Source organism: Streptomyces sp. NPDC127068, assembly GCF_042724695.1.
Lineage (GTDB): Bacteria > Actinomycetota > Actinomycetes > Streptomycetales > Streptomycetaceae > Streptomyces.
In genome coordinates, this window is sequence record NZ_JBHXEN010000056.1 from 13,944 (window position 1) to 30,074 (window position 16,131).

The window sequence follows — 16,131 nt, forward strand, 5'->3', positions numbered from 1 at the left end:
GGCGGTGGCGCGCGGGTGCGGACCGGGGCGCGCACGGTGCGCCGAGGTGCGGACGATGGAACGCACTCCCCCACCCGTGGAGCGCATCGAGTGGACTCCACCCGGACCTGGTGCGCTTCGCGGTGGCCTCCACTCTCCACTCAGTGCGGACGTCGTCGCACGGTTCCACCCGGTGGAACGCACCGCGGTGCGGCAACCCACGGCACCGTCCGCACCGCGCACCACTCCTACGGACCGTGACGGTGCGGGGTGTGCCGGGAAGGAGAAATCTCCCCTCCGCCACCGCGCATCGCAAGCCCGGCGCGGGCGTCTCCGTGGCGGTAGCGGAGTGTGTCAAGGAAGAACGTCGAAGATCCCGCCGAAACCCTTGGGTGGCCAAGGGTTGCTTTCCACCCGATGGGCTGGGTGGAATCCGACCGCACACCTGGACAAGGGGGTGCACCGAGTCCACCGCACCCGATCCACCGTCACCCTCCGTAGACACATCGGCTGGAGCGGGCGGGAGTGGTCGCCACTCCGCCGCGCGTCAGTGGAACGTGTGGTGCGGCACGCCGGTGCGCTCGGTGCGGTGCGGTGGTGCGGTGGTGCGGTGAGTGGGAGTGCACGGCATCGCCATCAGGCGCACCGGTGCGCCTGATGCACCGCACCGAGCGCACGGATGCCGGGATGTTCCGCGCTCCCCCACCGGGTGGAGTCCACCGGGTGGACCGCCACGGTGGTCTCCACTCCGTACGGGCGGGCGGTGGAGTCCATCGTGTCCACTCACCCCCGGCGGCGGCCCCGCCCGGCACGCCACGGGTTCGGCCGGCCACCGGGGTACTGCCGTGCGCCGCGGGAGCGGCGCCGGGCGGGCTTCGGCGCCTGGTACAGCGCTGCGCGCAGCCGGATGGCGTCGGCGAGCTGCTCCAGGCGCTCGCGCTGTTCCGGCGAAAGACGCGACGGGGGTGGGGTCGGGGTATCCATCAGGGTCTCCGTGTATTTGAGGGGGGCGGTTCCCGGCACTCTCCCCTGCTCCCTGGTGACGTCGGGGTGGGCGGGCGGTCGCGTCCCAGCGCCTGGCACGGTGACTTCACCGTCCGTCCCGCCGTGCGGGCCGCACGGCGCGTCACGGCCGGAGGCCCTGGCCCTGGCCGGGGTCGGGCTGCTGGCGCTGCTGCTCGTGCTCCTGGCGGCGCGGGCCCATCTCCGGGTCGGCGGCCGGGCCCGGGAGTCTCCCGTCGGCCCGTGCACGACGGTCGGCGTCCGCTTCGGCGAGGCTGCGTTTGCGGGCCTCGGTGGCGGCGGTCAGTTTGGCGAGGGCAGCCAGACGTTCCGGGGCGGTCGTCCACGTCTCGGGGTCGGTCGTCCGGCCCTCCGCGTATTCCTGGGGCATCGCGGCCTGCAGATGGGTGTGGACGGCGGCGGCCCGCTGGGCGGGGGTGAGCCGGGTGTCCCGGCCGGGGTGGTCGACGGCGTGCGGCCGATCGGCCGCCGGCCGGTCGTCGTCGTGGCGGTGACGGTCGCCCGTGTGCGGGGGTGGTGTGGTCGCGGCCGGGGCGCCGTCCCGCGCAGGGGGTGTGGTGCGGGCCGTGCGGATCGCGTTCTGCAGGGCCAGGCCGGCGACCTGGGCCCGCTCGTACCGGGTCGCCGAACGGGGCGGCCCGCCGTCGGTGCCGGCGATGAACCAGCGGGCGGGCCAGGGGAAGTCGGCGGTGTAGGTGATCTGGTCCGGCGCCGGGGTGCGGCGCCCTTCCTGGGGCACGGTCAACTGGCGGCTGTGGCGGGCAAGGGCCTGGTCGGCGATGTAGCCGTCCACGCCGGGCGGGAACGCGCGGCCGCGCAGCGTCTCCAGCAGATGCCGTCGTGCTTCGGCCAGGACGTGGCGGCGGGCGAAGGTGTTGCGGACGGTGTAGACGACCGCGGCGACATCGACCGCCGCGAGCGCGGTGTCCACCAGCGGGCGCACCCCGGCCCGGATCACCGCCCCTGCGGCGCGGCAGCGTTCCAGCAGCCCGGCGATCATGGCCTTGCCGAAGTTCAGGATCGCGGACGCGCGCCACCACGCCAGCAGCTGTTCCAGCGGGCGCGGGGTCTTCTTGTCCGGGCGGGTGTCCTGCGCCGCCCGCCACCCCAGCCCGTGCCGGGCGCGCTCGTCCGGCAGCCGGCCGTGCTCCTTGACGTACTCGTCGGTGATCGTCTCCAGGACGTCCTCGATGCGCTCGCGGCGGGTCGACTTCCACTCGAGCAGCTCGGCGGGAACCCCGGCTATCTCCATCACCGGCCGCAGCCCGGGAGTCACCTCACGAGGAGCGGTGGCCAGACCGAGTTCCTCGCACACCTCCGTGGTCATGGCGAGGGTGTAGAGCGTCCCCGCCGCGACCGCGTGCTGGTAGAGCCGGACGGTGTCGACCGCGTACCAAGTGCCGTCCGCGCGCAGGGCCCGGTTCAGAAGCAAAAGGTGGTGGTGAAGCAGCGGGAAGCCGTCGCGGTTGTCGAAGTGCCTGAACGCCGCCACCACCAGACCCGGCGGCTTGGCCCGCTTCCTGCCCGAGGACCAGCGGATCTCCGCGACCTCGTCCTCCAGCCACTCCAGCACCTTCTCGATCGCGCGTTGATGCGCCCGCTCGATCACCTCCCGGGTCCGCTCGTCACCCAGCGCCCACAGCACCAGCAGGGATGCCTGCGGCCGGAACACGAACTCCAACCCGAGCAGCGGCACCAGGTCCCGCTGCTCGATCTCCTCGACCGGCTGCCCCAACACCGTCGCCAACCGCGCCAGCACAGGGTCGGCCCCGTCGGCCAGGAGCTCCCGCTCGATCCGGTCCGCATCCGGATGCCGCAGCTCCCCGAACAGCAACTCCAGCTCCCGCTCCCCCACCACCGACCCCGCGGCCAGCCCGAGCCCGGCAAGACCGCGGCCCATCCACACCCCGGGCGGGAGCCCCGCCTCCTCCTGGGCGTCCTTCAGCGACTGACCAGCCGGACGACGGCCGTCCCCGAACGCGACCCCGCGCACGAAGTACCGCCAGGCGTTACGCCTCTGAATCTTCGCGACACTCAGCATCACCCCAGAGGACACCTGCCCTGAGCTGGGGAAAAGCCTGATCCCGTGAGGCGGGAGGGTTCACCGAACGTTCACCGCCGATCCCGCACCGCGGGAGCCGGCGGCGGCATCGCACCCCGCCGGGCGGGCACCGGCCGGGCCATGCAAATGCTGCGCGGCAACCACCACACCAACCCCACCGACCTCAAAAACGCCGAGTAAGGCCACGTAGCGCCTCCACCGGTATCCAGCACACCTTCACTCACCGCTCCCCCACGCAAGAGCGACCAGCCACACCATCCCGCGCCACGTCACCCGCTCTCCGCCCCCGGCAACGCCGGGGGCTTCTTACTGTCTGGAGGACCGACGTGCCCACCTACGAGACCATGACCCGCTTCAACAACGACCTCCACCGCCTCACCCCCGCCCAACGCCAACGCTTCCGGCGGACCGTGAACACCTTCGTCCACGACCTCCGCACCGGCGGTGGGTTCCGTCCCGGGCTCCGTGTGAAGCAGGTCAGCGGGTTCCCCGGGATCTACGAACTCACCTGGTCCGCAGGCACCGGCCCGGCGGGGCGCGCCACTTGGCAGTACGGGACCTCATGCCGTACGGGCCATCCGCACGTCATCTGGCGCCGCATCGGCGGCCACGACATCCTCACTGGCCCCTGACCAGACGGCTCTGTTACTCGGCTGGAATGCGGGAACTCAGGCCGCTCCTTCAGCTGCTGCCCGCGGGCCCCTTAGCAGTCCTCCGTGCCGCGGTCTTTCCCACGGGCGGATCGTAGAACCGGCTCCTGGCGCCCTCACGCGGCACGCGCACCGACCACCAGAAGTATCGGCGTGGGTGTTGTTGCGGGTGCGGCTGGGCCTGCTGCGAGGACCGAGCTCAACGTAGTTTCCTACCAGCCCATCTCCTTGGCGACCGCCGCTTGTGCCACGGCGATCTCCTCGTTGGTGCACCCTGTGACATCTACATCAGCCGCCCACTCGAATCGGGAGAGCAGGTCGGCAAGCGCCTGCTTCTGAGCTGGGTGCGTGACCGGTACCGAGTTCAGATCGGTACTCATCAGCCAGTCAAACAGCACAACGGCATCAGCGTGCCACAGGCGCACGGTGACGGTTGGCAGGGATTCCCGTGTCCCGTTGGTCTTCATGGAGAAATCGTGCCAGGTGAGCAGCCTTAAGCGGTGGGCAGCCGACGCTGGCACGAAGCTCGTGGCCCGCGTCTCGCGCCTCAGCGCGGCGCGGACGCGTGGCCGCCGGACCCCATGGCCACGCGGGCGGTGCCGCGTGACGTCATACGGGTCGGGCACTGTGATGGCCTGCGGCAGGTACCCCTCGGGGCTGTTCCCGCCGAGCTCACGGAATGGGTTCGGTCAGTCGAACGCGCGCCGCACCACGCCCATGACCACTCGCCCGAGCCAGCCGAGCAGCCCCCCGGTCTCCACGGCCAGCTCGGCCGCGTCCGCTGCCGCACCTCCCAGGTCCGACCGGGACCGGCATCGGGAGCAGTCACGGGGCCAACGGCGCTTGTCCGCACCGCACTTCTTGCACATTGCCATGCTCTCATTCTCTCCCTGCGGGCCGGAACCACCTCGCGCGCCTCCGCAGCCCTCGCCTGGAAGAATTGATGCCACCGCGCCGGTGGCGACGACGTGGGCGCGGCCGGGGTGCGCAGTCGGGCTCGGAGCGAGAACGACGACGCGGCGAGGCATCGTTCGTCTTCGTGTCTAGCACTCAGTGCAGGGCGACTTTGAGGAGCACGATCAGCAGGCCGAGCAGCAGATTCGCGGCCCCGGCGACCAGCATCAGCCGCCCTGTGGCATTCGCCCGCAACGCGGCAAGGGTCGCCCAGCCGACTTGACCAGCGATCGCGACGCAGAGGGCCAGCCACAGGGCCCCTTCCGTGCCGAGCCCGAGCAGCGGACTGACAGCCACGGCGAGAGCCGGCGGAACCGCCGCCTTCACGATCGGCCACTCCGCAACGAGATCCTGCCGAACCGCCCGGCCCCTCAGAGTCCCCTCCGCGACCCGCGCCCCGAACAGGCGGGCGAATACATGTGCGGCCCAGAACACCACTCCGGTGGCGAGCAGCAGCAGCACGAGACGCAACCGTGAGAACGACTCCAGCGGGTCCGTGCCGACGACCACCGACGCGGCGAGGAGCGACCCGTACACGGCCCCCGTGTAGTCGACCCGCGCTGCGGCCTCCGGCTGCGGACCTCTGGGCTCCTGTCCGCCAACACCGTGTGCCATGCCCTCAGTGTCACTGCGTATCCCCCGCTCCGCACGGCTGGAAACCGGGGGGTGCGTGGCGTCGTCGGTGTGTGCAGGGAAAGAGCCTCGATCTGCTGTGAAGGCTGATGTGGCTGTTCTGAGTCCGTTGGCAGACGGCCGCGGCGTCGGCGGGTTCAGTACTCTGGGCCGATGTCCCGGTACCCGGGCCCGCTCCGCCTTGGCCAAGGCCGCGACGGTGTCCCGGGGTGGGCTTCCGGCGCCAGTCGGCGGCTTGTCCGGCTCAGCGGCGCGCAGACGCGAGAACCAACCGGTGGCCTTCTGCTCGGGCATGCCCGGTCCTGGTCCCAGCGTTTCACGCCCGGCCGGGCGTGATCCCAGCAGGTCTCGTGCCGCTGGTCGCAGTCCCCCAACAGCGACGGTCGGGGCTCTTGGGCCGTGCCGATGCGCTCGGTCGTCCGTGAACTTCGCCCCGCAGCCGGTGGCATAGAGGACGGCGGGCCTCACGCTCGGCCGCCGCCTTCACCGCCTGTTCTTCCTGCGCTGCCCGCCGCACCTGTGCCTGGTGTTCAGCCTGACGGGCCAGGGCGCGGCGGCGAGCCGGGCTTCCGCTCGATCTGGGCGTCGGCCCCGGCTCTGGATCGGGCAGGCCCTGGGTGCCGCGGTACCAGGTCCCGGACCCGTCTCCGTGTTCACCCTCCAGTCGCCCGTCGGAGGCGCTACACGTAGGGGGCACCGTTCCGTTGTGAAAGGGAAGTCATGGACGTCGTCCGCTACTTGGTTGGGGGGATCCTCCTGGCCGGAGGGTTGCTGGTGTGGAGGCTGTGCCGGTACCCCGGCGGGTGGAAGTACGCCTTCGGGGCCGAGTACGCAGGGGAACGTGCGGCACTCGACCGGGCCCGCGGCAAGGTGTCCCGTCTGCGGAGCGAAGCGGCGGAGCGTAGAGCTGCCGCTGAGGCGCGTCTCAGGGAGGCGGAGAGCGTCTACCGGCGGCGTGTCAGAGCGGCGGAGCTGCGAGTGGAGGGCATCAGGCATCCGGGACCGGGGCAGCTCCTTGGCCAGCTGGGTGTGAAGGCCGCCTTGTACGAACACGCGTTGGTCGTCGGCCAGGAGGAACTACCGCTCGCGGGGCTGACGGTTCGGATAGAGCTTGGCAGGGTCAGTCAGTTCCTCTACGCCACGCTGCCGGATGGTAGTGAGCGGCATGTGGCGCTGCCGTTCGAGGAGCACACGGAAGACGAGGTGCGCGGGTTCGCGGGCAAGGTCACGAACACGGTGGCAGCGGAGAAGACGACGCTGGCGGATCGTGAGGCGCAGCTGGATACGGCAGTGGAGGCCCTTGTCCGGGTCAAGGCCGGGACCGATGCGGTGGACACGGCCCGTGCGGACCTCGACCGGCTGGCCGAAGCGGAGCGCTCGGATTTCCGGCCGGCATCCGCGCGCCGGGAGCTGGACCGGGCGTGGGAACGGTGGAACTCCGTGACTGGGCGGTCATCCCGCAGCTGACGAGGGCGGGCTCGCAATGGGCCCCGTCCCATCCATCGAAGGCAGCACGGACACCCGCGTACCTGCGGCAGCAGTGTGCACGTCCTGGGGCACGAACTCGATCAGGTAGTCCTCAAGGCCCGTCTTCGGTGTGACGCCCCGCAACTCGCCGTAGAACCGCTCCTCAGCAGACTCCCCACCCCTGCGCCACACGTACATCGTGTACAACTGGCCGGGCTCCAGACGGAAGTCCACCCACCCACCCCCACTGATGGTGTCCAGGACCAACTGCCCCAGATGGCTCTGGAACGCCCAGCTCCCGACCAGGACACACCCGTCGCCGAGGCTCTCCGTCTTCATACGACTGACCTGCAGCGTCAACGTGGCAACATGCTCCTGAGCACAGCTAATGAACAACGCCGTGCCATCCACCACGTGCACGGCCCCCGTGGGCCCCATCGGCAGGTCCGTCCACAGGACTGGGCTTCCCTCCACACTCAGCCCGAACAGTGAACGTTCGATGTGGACTTGCATGGCTATCCGTAACTCACCCATGCCATCACCCTAACCACCGTCCCACTCCCCCGACGGTCAGACGGAAGCCCTCAGGCCCCCGCGGACACGGAGAGCACTCCGTCCGACACCGCGTGGAGTACTCGCGTTGTCCCCCAGTCCCTGCCCGCTCACGTCAGGTACTAGCCGCGAGCCGGTGACTTTGCGTCATCGACGACGGAGGCAGTGGGTTCTGCGGGACAAACGACGCCAATGTCGATAGGAGTGGAAGCCACCGGCCAGTGGTGCACTGGCCGGTTGCGAGGACTGGGGGGTCCATGGTCATGAGCAAGAGGCCACGTTCGCGTACACACCTGGTGGGTGCGGCAGTCGCCGCGATGGTGGTGCCGCTTGCCATTCCGGCAGCGGCGGGGGAACGGTCGGAAAGCCGTCTCGACACCTACGTGGTACCCGTTGGCCGCGGGCTCGACGCGATGAAGCAGCTCAGGCTGGGCGGCGATGCTGCGGAGGTGAACCGCGTTGCCCTGGCCGCAGAGCCCCGCGCGCGGCTGGCGGCGGAGACGGTGGGGCCGGCTGCCCGCTCGTCGGTGTTGGCGAAGCGTGCCTCGGGCAACGCGCTGCCGGGGCTCGCTCGGAGGGCAGCGGCTGCTCCTGCGGCGGTGTCGTATCCGGAGCCGTCGCGGACGATGTCCGCTGCCGAGTGCAAGCGGGGTTTGGGCACCGACAAGAGCTTCTTCATCAAGAGCCGGTTCGCGGTGTGCTCAGGTGCCTCGTTCGTGCAGAGGTGGTTGCGTAACAACCGGCCTGTGGGCGAGAGCATGTTCAACGTGTTCGTGGTCGGCACCATCGCGTCCAACAGCCGCACGATCAAGTTCACGCACCACATCACGGACATGGAGACCACGGGCAGCACCGGTGCGTCGTTGATGAGGGTGAAGTTGTCCGCCTCCTTGCCGCAGCACTGGCCGGCGCGTGCGACGTTCACACAGGCGGGCGGTCTGCCGGTGACGAAGTCGTGGCCGGAGATGGGACGGCTCGGTAGTTTCCAGCACACGGTGCACAACCGGCCGGGGCAAGGGATGAGCGGTCGGGTCGACACGGTCTTCGCGATCTACCAGCCGTCGGTCAAGCTCACGCCGCCACCGGCGTGGCAGATGGGCGGGGCCACAGGTGGTGATCTGTTCATGCTCGCCCCGCGGTGGGACGCTGCCAGCTACCTCGGGAACCCAACCGGCGGCGGGGTCCCCGCGCGTAAGGGCGGCGCTGTCTTCAGCTATCTGGCCACCCTCCGCTACAGCTCGAAGGACGGTGCGCCGGAGCAGGCCGTGGCTCTGCACATCAAGAAGGCGTTCACCAGGCCCAACGCGACGAAGCCACCGAACGCGTTGAAGGACGTTCACGGCCAGAAGGCCAGCGAACCGCTCCACCGCCTTTATCACGACGCTGAACGGCGCAAGACGAACCGGGCCCGCGCGGTGTCCACCTGCCGCCGGTACTACGGCGCCGACTACGCCACGGGCGGCAAGGAGTGCGACGAGTACCCCTTCGCGACCACCTACCAGGGGTGCGCCGAGGCCGAGTACAACGTGTACGCGGAGAAGAAGAACTTCTCCGCGATGCCTGTGCCCCGCGACGACAATGGCTCTGCTGGGACGCTGTTGGGGCAGTTCTACAAGAAGAACCGGGTGATCGACGGACCGGACGACGGATTCCTCGTCAAGATCACTTCCTGACCCTGTAGCCGGTCAGGGGCCGCCACGCCTGGCGCGGCCCCTGACCGGTTACGCCTCGGTCGGCCAGACCTGGACGAGATACCGCTCGACGCCTACCGGGACACCCTCCTGCGCCAAGCGGGCGACTTCGGCGCGGCCCCGGACGTACAGGCGTACCGCCCACCGTCCCGGCCCATCCGACAGCCGCAGCGTCTCCTCCAGCGGGCCGGCCGTCACACCCCACACAGCAAGCTCCCCCGACGCCAAGACGATCTCCGCGTCGCCGCGGTCATCCCAGTCGGCAACAGGCTGGGCAACGGGCTCCGCGTCCCAGACTTCCACCAGCATCGCCGCAACGTGCGTGTGGCCCGCGCTCTCCACGTCCAGCCGACCCGGGAACTCGGTCAGCAGAGCACCACTCCCCCGCCCTTCCGGGTACTCGACCGGCACAACCGTGTCGTCTACGTCCTGAAACGCGAACCCATAGTGATCAACCTCCACTTCCAGTTCCTGACACCGCACCATCACGCCCACACCCGTTCCTCCTCTATCGCGGCCCGATGCACGACCGTACCGACAGCACGAGATTGACGAACGACGAGATACCCACAACGGCGGCGAACAGAATGGTGGCGGCCTCCGCTCAGAACAGCGCGGAGGCGGTCGCTCCTGGGAGTGGCCGGTGGTCTAGGCGGGAAGGGTGACGACGCCGACCTCGTTCGCGGTGACGCTCGCAGGCCGACCGTCGTCGGCGCGGAGCGGTTCTCAGCGGACGTGGACGCCGATGGTCGGGGCGATTCCCTGGAGCTTCCGCCGCTCCTGGCGGATGAACCACTCCCGTACTCGCCGCACACCCTCCTGCCACTGCCGCTGCCAGTGCCTCGGCAATCGGTGCACGTCCCGACCTCGCCCACGAATGGAGGGTTCTGCTCTACCGGCTGGTAGAGCAGAACCCTCCATTCGCGCTGATCCGTCCGTCCTCGGTGCGACCGCAGCCAGCAAGGCGACTCAACCAGTTCTCCGCGAGAGCGACGGTCAGAGCTCAGCCGGCTCCGCACCAAATGTTGCGTGCGGAGCCGATACAAGCGCTGCGCCAATGACGGGGCTCAGGTGGATCTGTTCTGCTCCACCTCCGCGCCCTCGGCGTCGGTGCTTCGCTTGTCATTCTCCTTGACCAGGAGGTTCACCATCTTGGTGAACTCGGGCCCCTTCATCCTCATGATCAGGTGGAGTGCGATGTACTCGCCGTCGTCATACGGCAGCGGGCGGGGGGCGCCACCGGCCGATTGACCACTAGACGATGAGGCGTCATCTTTACGAGGCTCCGGCAGAGGGTTTGCCGTGACGTCGGACCGGCGGAGAGGTGGATTCTCGCCCTTGCCGGCTCCAGCAGCGAGCTGGTTTACCGCGGTAAACCGGCTGTCGGACTGCTGCTTCGGAGTGGGTTGAAGCTGTGGGGCCACCTGCTTCTGTGCGAGACGCCTTACTCTCGGAGCTGCCTTCGCCTCGGCGCGGCGATGCAGCTCCGCCTTCCAAGCTTCTCCTTGCTCGCCATCGGGGAGCCCAGCGATGTCCCGTGCGATGCGAACAGGCAGGTCACCTGAGCTGACGAGGTCTTGAAGTTCGGAAGTGAGCTTGAGCAGTTTGCGCTGCTGACTCACCCAGCCTTTGGTCTTGTCGTAGTAGGCGGCGACCGGGCCCGCTCCGCCGAGCTCCTTCACCATGGTGTCGATACCGAGCGCCCGCTCGATCGGGTCGAGGTTCTCCCGATCGTTGTTCTCCGCCTGTACTGCGTCGAGGAAGTCGGCCCGGGAGTTGGCGACCCCCTCGTTATGGACGACGTCGAGGGTCTTTCGCCCGACCAGTTCGGAGGCCCGGTATCGACGTTCGCCATTGACGATGACGTACGTTGCGTCGCCGATTGCGTCTGCTTCACTGGGCCACAGCTTCAGGTATGCGGAACGGGAGACCACGACCGCCGGCTGGAGTTGCTTCTTCACGAGCTTCTGACCGAACTCGCGGAGATCCTGCTCGCTTCCGAAGTTGCGACGCGGGTTGAAGCGTGTGGGGACCAGTTTCTCCAAGGGCAGGGAGAGCAGCAGCAGGTCGCTCTGTCCCGGCACGTCGTCGACCTTCGCCCCGGCCAGAGAGGCGAGGCTTGTGCGTCGTCCTGACATCACGCAGCACCTCCGTAGCCGAGTTCGAGGGCGAGGCGGAAGAAGTCTTCGCGGGCCTCCATGGCGACACGGTTTTTGGGGTACTGGGTGACGACTCGGCCTTCGACGGATGCTCTTGTGTGGACCTTGTATCGGCGGATGACGGTACGGGTCCGCGGCCACCCCTGTGCGTCGACGTACGCCTGCGTGTCTTCGAGGTCTGCTACGCCGTCCCTGGGGTCCCAGTTGTTGATGACCACTTGGAAGGGAAGCCCTGTGGGCTCGATGACCTTCTGGATGGTTCGCGCCGTGGGGTCGAAGGCGAGGCCCTCGGGGGGCATGGGGACGATGACATCGTGGGCGTACTTCAGGGCTTCGAGGAGGAGGTTCTCGTCCTGGAGGCTGCCTGGGGTGTCGATGAAGATGTGGTGCAGCCGCTTCTGGTTCTTGAGTACCTCGGCCACGACGGCGGCCAGGTTGAGCGTGGTCGTGGTCTTTCCAACCCCACCCTTCTGGTTCGCGATGACGTGGACCCTGGCGCCTGTGTCTTTCAGGACGGCAAGGTTCTGCGGTGTTTCGTGCTCCTGAGAAAAGTCGAAGGGTAGGTCCGTGATCCTGTTGGCCCACCACACGGTGGAGGCTTGCGGATCGATGGACACAACGTAGACAGCAGAGGGCATGTGATGCTCCGTGTGCTTCCCGTGGTTCCGGTACTTCGGGCAGGAGCATCCTTTCAGATGCGGTTCAGAGCCAGGTACGCAACACCGCCATTTCGTGCTGAGGTGCGTGAATCGGGCGGGCCTGGTTTACCGCGGTAAACCGAGGTCGGGCCTCGCATTCAAGGCTCAAGGCACACGAGGGGGCCTCCCTCAAGGGGGTACGGAGTTCCGCGGACTCCGAGCTCGCGCAGCAGGGCGTCGGCGACGGGGGTCTGGTGGTCGATGGTGGTGTGGTGGTGGTCGGCGAGCATCTGGGCAGCGGTGCAGCAGGCGAGGGTGGAGCGGTCGATCGCGATGGGGAACGTACTGGTCCACGGGTCGGCGGGGTTGGCGGGCGGTGCGTCGGTCGTCACGGTGAGCGGGATGCCCATGCTGGTGAGCTGGGTGGTGACGTTGGTGATGCGGCGGGTGAACTGGTCGAAGACGGTGGCGGGCATCGGCCCTCACATGAACGGGGCCGCCGGGACCGTGGTGGTCCCGGCGGCCGGGCGGGTGGGTGTCAGCGGGTCAGGTTGGCGAGGAAGGACTCGGCTGCCGACCACGGGGTCAGCTCGATGCCAAAGCCGCTGTGCTTATCGGGGCCTTGGATGTGGACCAGCCGGCCGGACAGGTAGACGACGTCGCCAGTGCGGAACGCCCCCGTGTACGCACCGAGGTAGCTGCGAAGGTGGGTGATCCGGCGGGCGAACACGGGCGGCTCGTCGACCGTGGACTCCGTGACCGTGTCCACCTCGATCCCGTAGAGCGCCGGCGTGACCAGGCCCTCGGAGTGATCCGTGATCCGGGCAAGGACGGAGATCGCCCCTACCTCTTTGGCGACCACCCCGGCGAACGTCTTGTCGCCGTCGGACCTCAGGGGCTCACAGTTGATGTGAGCCCCCGCACCGGCCGTCAGGCCCTGCAGTTTGCGGGCCTCTTGACGCATGAGCGCGTCGAAGTTTCCCCCCACCATGTACTTGGCGCGCCGCATGTACAGCCGGGTGAGAGTCTCGCCCTCGTACGGGCGGATGAGGGTGCGTTCAGCGAACAGGGCCTGTGCCGCTTCGTAGCCGCGGGGCCCGTAGCAGACCAGATCGATGTCGGAGCGGGCGTTGCAGGCGCCGACCAGGAAGGACCCGGTCACGCCGATGACGTCTGCTGCGCCGGCCGCGACGATCCAGTTGATGACGGCGAGCAGGTCCTCGCTGACCGCCGTTTGGTCCAGGAGGCCGGGGTCCTGGTTCAGTGCGGCGAGGGTCTGGCGGCAGGAGTAGTGGGCGACGACGTCCTCGCGGGGCACGCCGGTGATGACGCACCCCACGGCGGGGGAGTAGATGTAGCACTCGGGCCGGTCAGCCAGGAGCCCGAATGCCTTGGACACGACGCTGTTCTGGCGGTACGTCCGGCCGAACAGCACCCGGTCGCCGCGGGCGTCCGGGTAGTACTTCACGTACCCCAGGAAGTGCGTGCCGGGGTGGACATCGCCGATGACCTTGAAGATCACCCCGGCGCGGTCGAGGAGGTAGTCGCGGTCACGGATGGTCGCCAGCGCGGTGCCCAGCGGCGAACTCTTCGAGTCCGGGGAAGAGGGCGGTATCGATCGTCCCGGTGTGCTCATACTGCTCGAGTCCCTTCGTGAAGAGGTGCCGGCGGTACTGCCACTTCAGGTGTTTGTCCGTGCGGGAGGGGTCGATGGGCCGCATCAGGGCGAGGAAGAACAGGGCCTTGACGAGCAGGTACGCGCCCAGGTGCTGGCTGATGGGCTGTCCCGTTGCGTTCCTGGCCGCGTCGTCCAGCACTGTGAGGTAGCGGTGCCGCTGGTCGGGACTGGCCGTGTAGCCCTTGGTGCCGCCCTTGAAAGCGATGATCTCCAGGGCCGGGAGGACGTCGTACCCGAGGGGGACCAGGCCGTGGTGCTGCCAGTCGATGACCCCGGCCGGCATGACGTTGGGCAGGCCGTAGTCGAGGTGGCCGTGCACCAGCGGAACCGTGGCCAGGCGGTCCAGCGCGTCCTCGAGCGCGGCGCGGGTCCGGGTGTTGTCCAGGTCGGGGTTCTCCTGGAAGACGTTCTGGGTGAACCCGGCACGGTCCAGCCACTGACGCAACGCGCCGGGCGTGGGCTCAACACAGTGGACGGCCTGGGCACGCAGCAGGCGGGCGGCGACCTGCGCGGCGGTGTCGGCGACGTCGTCGGGCAGGTCCCGGCCGCCGTCCAGGGACGCCACCGCCCGGTCGTGCAGGGTCTGGTCGCCCAGCGACTCCTCCACGACGTAGAAGTGGCCGTCGTCGGTGACGCCCTCCTCCAGCACGCGCGGGACCGGGTAGTCCAGGTCCGCGACCCGGCGCTGGAAGGCGGCCTCTGCTTGGAGCTCGGCTCCGCCGGTGCGCCGGTAGCGCGTTCCGTCAGCAGACACGTACACCGCGCCGTCGGCGGCGGTCCGCTTCTTGACGAACCGCCAGGCGTTGCTGTCGCTCATCAGGTCGCTCCTTCCGGCTCCTCGGTGAAGCCGTGGGTGGGCGGGTTCTCGGGGATGGCCCGGGACAGGGTCGTCACGTCCATGACCCAGCGAATATCACCCGCCGCGACGCGGCGCCGCAGTTCGGCGAGGCCGTCACTCCCGGGTGTTTCCGGCCGGGCCAGGTGCGCCCGGCGCCAGAATTTCAGCAGGGCCGGAAGCTGGGCCGCGGTGATACCCGCCCGGATGTGCAGTGAGCACAAGGGCAGGAACCAGGCGAGGAACAGCTCCCGTTGCGCCGGGCTGACGCGGTGCACCTCACACAGCCGCTGCAACGACGCGGTGTCGTCGTACGGGATGCGCCCGTGCAGCGCGTACCGCAGCCGTGTACCGTCGCGCCGCCGAAACGGTGCCCCGTAGGCAGCGACGTTCGCCGCGGCGTTCTCGGTGACCGTCATCACCGGCTGCCCGACACCCAGCCGAGCGGCGGCGGCCAGGACTGCGATGTGCACGCCGACCCGCGGGTCCAGGACCAGGCCGTCGAGCCCGAGCGGCGCGAGGCTGATGCCGTGTTCGCGGGTGCGGGACAAGATCAGCCGCTCCGGGACGTTCTGCGCGATGGTCAGCAGATGCCCTGGTGGCTTGGCCTGGTGGGCGTGGAAGTCATCACGCGCAAGCACCGGCGTGCCAGGGGACCGGTCCCAGACCAGCAACCGCCGAGTGTGCGGCCGGGAGCCCTGGTGCCCGCACGCGCGGCAGGCGTGGGCGACCGTGCCGGTCATGTGGCCGCAGCGGGTGCAGAGATGGACCGCGACGGGCGTGAGGGTCAGGACGCCGTCCTGCAGGAGGCGTTCGGTCATCTTCAGAGCGAGGGCGGCCACGACGGGCGCGGTGTCGGTGAGAATGCCACCGGCCGGAGCTGCTCCCGCTCCGTACTTCGCGGCGATCGCGCGCTCCTCCCGCTCCTGTCGGCCGACGGTGTCCCGGTCCGGGGCGTCGCGGTGGCGCAGGTCTCCGGCCAGAGTGGCGGTGTTCCACAGATGCGGGGCTGGCGCGGCCTCAAGGAGAGTGTTGAGCGCGTCGGCCGCGCGGATGCCAGCTGCCTTGCCCGGCCGTTCGGCGATGGTGAAGGGGCCGTTCTGTACGGGCCCGTTGAGGTACAGGACGTTCATGGCTCGGGGCCTCCTCAGCAGTCCGGTTGGACGGTGTCGCGGGCGTGGAACAGGCCGTCGGCCTGCTCGTAGACCAGAACGGCGGCGTTGGACGTCTTGTGCTCCCGGGCCTCGTCGACCAGTTCGGTCACCGGCCGGCGCTCCAAGACCGCGCGCAGCGCGAGGATCGCGGTGTGGTGCGTGAACGCCACGACATCCGCCGCGGAGACGGTGTGCAGGCCATCGACGAACGCCGTGGCCCGCCGCAGGACGCCGCCCGCGAGGGACTCTCCGCCGGCGCCGGGGGGCGTCCACAGGTGCTTGCGGGTCTGCCGGTCCTCCGCCCCCTCGGGGTAGGTGGCGTACAGCTCTTGTTTGGTCATGTAGGTGGCCTCCCCGTAGTGCTGCTCGTTGAGGAGCGCCGTCACCTCGTAGGGCAGGCCGGGCAGAGCAAGCACGGCGGTGTCGAGGGTGCGGCGGTACTGCGAGGTGCGGATCACCGGGTTGGGTCCGGTCAGGTCCCGCAGCGTCTGCCGCAGCCACAGGCACTGAAAGAAGCCACGGGGCGTCAGCCCGACAACATCCCGGGACAGGGCATGCGCGGCCGGCCCGGTCCACGGACGGGGGTTCTCGTAGAAGCCGGTGTACTTGGTGGCGTTCTCAATCGATTCGGCGTGACGAACAAGGAAGAGCATCGT

The 16,131-nt window shown here is 69.2% G+C and carries 19 protein-coding genes; 3 read left to right on the forward strand and 16 right to left on the reverse strand.

Annotated features, from left to right (window positions below):
* Nucleotides 1–615 precede the first annotated feature (615 nt).
* The 3 genes from ACFWIA_RS28610 to mobF all read right to left on the reverse strand — a co-directional run bounded on the left by ACFWIA_RS28610 (nt 616) and on the right by mobF (nt 3,043).
* Complete coding sequence (locus ACFWIA_RS28610) at nt 616–753, reverse strand: hypothetical protein (protein WP_387009999.1); 138 nt, start codon at nt 751–753, stop codon at nt 616–618.
* A gap of 9 nt (nt 754–762) precedes the next feature.
* Nucleotides 763–963 (reverse strand): hypothetical protein, encoded by a 201-nt coding sequence (locus ACFWIA_RS28615; RefSeq protein WP_387010001.1) that lies wholly within the window; start codon nt 961–963, stop codon nt 763–765.
* A 142-nt stretch (nt 964–1,105) separates the two neighbouring features.
* Nucleotides 1,106–3,043 carry a MobF family relaxase gene (gene mobF, locus ACFWIA_RS28620; protein WP_387010003.1) on the reverse strand — a complete coding sequence of 646 codons (1,938 nt, stop codon included), beginning with the start codon at nt 3,041–3,043 and terminating at the stop codon, nt 1,106–1,108.
* Nucleotides 3,044–3,390: 347 nt separating this feature from the next.
* On the opposite strand from mobF, the gene ACFWIA_RS28625 reads away from it, so the two are divergent.
* Nucleotides 3,391–3,696 (forward strand): hypothetical protein, encoded by a 306-nt coding sequence (locus ACFWIA_RS28625; protein WP_387010005.1) that lies wholly within the window; start codon nt 3,391–3,393, stop codon nt 3,694–3,696.
* A 230-nt stretch (nt 3,697–3,926) separates the two neighbouring features.
* Here the strand turns inward: ACFWIA_RS28625 and ACFWIA_RS28630 are convergent, their stop codons facing one another.
* From ACFWIA_RS28630 to ACFWIA_RS28640, 3 genes are all read right to left on the reverse strand, one after another.
* On the reverse strand, nt 3,927–4,181 hold the full coding sequence (locus ACFWIA_RS28630) for a hypothetical protein (RefSeq protein ID WP_387010007.1): 255 nt from the start codon (nt 4,179–4,181) through the stop codon (nt 3,927–3,929).
* A 222-nt stretch (nt 4,182–4,403) separates the two neighbouring features.
* On the reverse strand, nt 4,404–4,589 hold the full coding sequence (locus ACFWIA_RS28635) for a hypothetical protein (RefSeq protein ID WP_387010009.1): 186 nt from the start codon (nt 4,587–4,589) through the stop codon (nt 4,404–4,406).
* 175 nt (nt 4,590–4,764) lie between these two features.
* Entirely contained in the window at nt 4,765–5,283 is a 519-nt protein-coding gene (locus tag ACFWIA_RS28640) for a hypothetical protein (RefSeq protein WP_387010010.1), read from the reverse strand.
* Nucleotides 5,284–6,021: 738 nt separating this feature from the next.
* On the opposite strand from ACFWIA_RS28640, the gene ACFWIA_RS28645 reads away from it, so the two are divergent.
* A complete protein-coding gene (locus ACFWIA_RS28645) occupies nt 6,022–6,768 on the forward strand; it encodes a hypothetical protein (protein ID WP_387010012.1) in 747 nt (248 codons plus the stop codon).
* On the opposite strand, the gene ACFWIA_RS28650 is transcribed toward ACFWIA_RS28645, so the two are convergent.
* On the reverse strand, nt 6,754–7,107 hold the full coding sequence (locus ACFWIA_RS28650; protein ID WP_387010014.1) for a hypothetical protein: 354 nt from the start codon (nt 7,105–7,107) through the stop codon (nt 6,754–6,756). The genes ACFWIA_RS28645 and ACFWIA_RS28650 overlap by 15 nt on opposite strands.
* 470 nt (nt 7,108–7,577) lie before the next feature.
* Here ACFWIA_RS28650 and ACFWIA_RS28655 point away from each other — a divergent pair, with 470 nt between their 5' ends.
* A complete protein-coding gene (locus tag ACFWIA_RS28655) occupies nt 7,578–8,993 on the forward strand; it encodes a NucA/NucB deoxyribonuclease domain-containing protein (RefSeq protein WP_387010015.1) in 1,416 nt (471 codons plus the stop codon).
* A 48-nt stretch (nt 8,994–9,041) separates the two neighbouring features.
* Here ACFWIA_RS28655 and ACFWIA_RS28660 read toward each other — a convergent pair whose 3' ends face one another.
* The 9 genes from ACFWIA_RS28660 to ACFWIA_RS28700 form a co-directional block, all read right to left on the reverse strand.
* Entirely contained in the window at nt 9,042–9,506 is a 465-nt protein-coding gene (locus ACFWIA_RS28660; protein ID WP_387010017.1) for a hypothetical protein, read from the reverse strand.
* A 231-nt stretch (nt 9,507–9,737) separates the two neighbouring features.
* Nucleotides 9,738–9,869, reverse strand: a complete 132-nt coding sequence (locus ACFWIA_RS28665; RefSeq protein ID WP_387010019.1) for a hypothetical protein — start codon at nt 9,867–9,869, stop codon at nt 9,738–9,740.
* A 209-nt stretch (nt 9,870–10,078) separates the two neighbouring features.
* Nucleotides 10,079–11,149, reverse strand: coding sequence for a ParB/RepB/Spo0J family partition protein (locus ACFWIA_RS28670; RefSeq protein WP_387010021.1), 1,071 nt, complete (start codon nt 11,147–11,149; stop codon nt 10,079–10,081).
* Complete coding sequence (locus tag ACFWIA_RS28675; RefSeq protein WP_387010023.1) at nt 11,149–11,808, reverse strand: ParA family protein; 660 nt, start codon at nt 11,806–11,808, stop codon at nt 11,149–11,151. The genes ACFWIA_RS28670 and ACFWIA_RS28675 overlap by 1 nt, the downstream gene beginning before the upstream one ends.
* A 158-nt stretch (nt 11,809–11,966) precedes the next feature.
* Complete coding sequence (locus ACFWIA_RS28680; protein ID WP_387010025.1) at nt 11,967–12,284, reverse strand: hypothetical protein; 318 nt, start codon at nt 12,282–12,284, stop codon at nt 11,967–11,969.
* Nucleotides 12,285–12,346: 62 nt separating this feature from the next.
* Entirely contained in the window at nt 12,347–13,444 is a 1,098-nt protein-coding gene (locus tag ACFWIA_RS28685) for a hypothetical protein (RefSeq protein WP_387010027.1), read from the reverse strand.
* Nucleotides 13,359–14,303, reverse strand: coding sequence for a phosphotransferase (locus ACFWIA_RS28690; RefSeq protein WP_387010029.1), 945 nt, complete (start codon nt 14,301–14,303; stop codon nt 13,359–13,361). The genes ACFWIA_RS28685 and ACFWIA_RS28690 overlap by 86 nt, the downstream gene beginning before the upstream one ends.
* Nucleotides 14,303–15,454: a hypothetical protein gene (locus ACFWIA_RS28695; protein WP_387010030.1), complete on the reverse strand. Its 1,152-nt coding sequence runs from the start codon at nt 15,452–15,454 to the stop codon at nt 14,303–14,305. Before ACFWIA_RS28695 ends, ACFWIA_RS28690 begins: the two co-directional genes overlap by 1 nt.
* A 14-nt stretch (nt 15,455–15,468) precedes the next feature.
* Nucleotides 15,469–16,128 carry a histidine phosphatase family protein gene (locus tag ACFWIA_RS28700; protein WP_387010032.1) on the reverse strand — a complete coding sequence of 220 codons (660 nt, stop codon included), beginning with the start codon at nt 16,126–16,128 and terminating at the stop codon, nt 15,469–15,471.
* Between the last annotated feature and the right edge of the window lie 3 nt (nt 16,129–16,131).

Bases quoted from the DNA above. Each gene is read 5' to 3' on its own strand.
- ACFWIA_RS28615 (WP_387010001.1), bottom strand. From the start codon at position 963: ATGGATACCCCGACCCCACCCCCGTCGCGTCTTTCGCCGGAACAGCGC.
- ACFWIA_RS28635 (WP_387010009.1), bottom strand. From the start codon at position 4,589: ATGGCAATGTGCAAGAAGTGCGGTGCGGACAAGCGCCGTTGGCCCCGT.
- ACFWIA_RS28675 (WP_387010023.1), bottom strand. From the start codon at position 11,808: ATGCCCTCTGCTGTCTACGTTGTGTCCATCGATCCGCAAGCCTCCACC.
- ACFWIA_RS28700 (WP_387010032.1), bottom strand. From the start codon at position 16,128: ATGCTCTTCCTTGTTCGTCACGCCGAATCGATTGAGAACGCCACCAAG.
- ACFWIA_RS28695 (WP_387010030.1), bottom strand. From the start codon at position 15,454: ATGAACGTCCTGTACCTCAACGGGCCCGTACAGAACGGCCCCTTCACC.
- ACFWIA_RS28650 (WP_387010014.1), bottom strand. From the start codon at position 7,107: ATGAAGACGGAGAGCCTCGGCGACGGGTGTGTCCTGGTCGGGAGCTGG.
- ACFWIA_RS28690 (WP_387010029.1), bottom strand. From the start codon at position 14,303: ATGAGCGACAGCAACGCCTGGCGGTTCGTCAAGAAGCGGACCGCCGCC.
- ACFWIA_RS28630 (WP_387010007.1), bottom strand. From the start codon at position 4,181: ATGAAGACCAACGGGACACGGGAATCCCTGCCAACCGTCACCGTGCGC.
- ACFWIA_RS28670 (WP_387010021.1), bottom strand. From the start codon at position 11,149: ATGTCAGGACGACGCACAAGCCTCGCCTCTCTGGCCGGGGCGAAGGTC.
- ACFWIA_RS28610 (WP_387009999.1), bottom strand. From the start codon at position 753: ATGGACTCCACCGCCCGCCCGTACGGAGTGGAGACCACCGTGGCGGTC.
- ACFWIA_RS28685 (WP_387010027.1), bottom strand. From the start codon at position 13,444: ATGAGCACACCGGGACGATCGATACCGCCCTCTTCCCCGGACTCGAAG.
- ACFWIA_RS28645 (WP_387010012.1), top strand. From the start codon at position 6,022: ATGGACGTCGTCCGCTACTTGGTTGGGGGGATCCTCCTGGCCGGAGGG.
- ACFWIA_RS28655 (WP_387010015.1), top strand. From the start codon at position 7,578: ATGGTCATGAGCAAGAGGCCACGTTCGCGTACACACCTGGTGGGTGCG.
- mobF (WP_387010003.1), bottom strand. From the start codon at position 3,043: ATGCTGAGTGTCGCGAAGATTCAGAGGCGTAACGCCTGGCGGTACTTC.
- ACFWIA_RS28680 (WP_387010025.1), bottom strand. From the start codon at position 12,284: ATGCCCGCCACCGTCTTCGACCAGTTCACCCGCCGCATCACCAACGTC.
- ACFWIA_RS28640 (WP_387010010.1), bottom strand. From the start codon at position 5,283: ATGGCACACGGTGTTGGCGGACAGGAGCCCAGAGGTCCGCAGCCGGAG.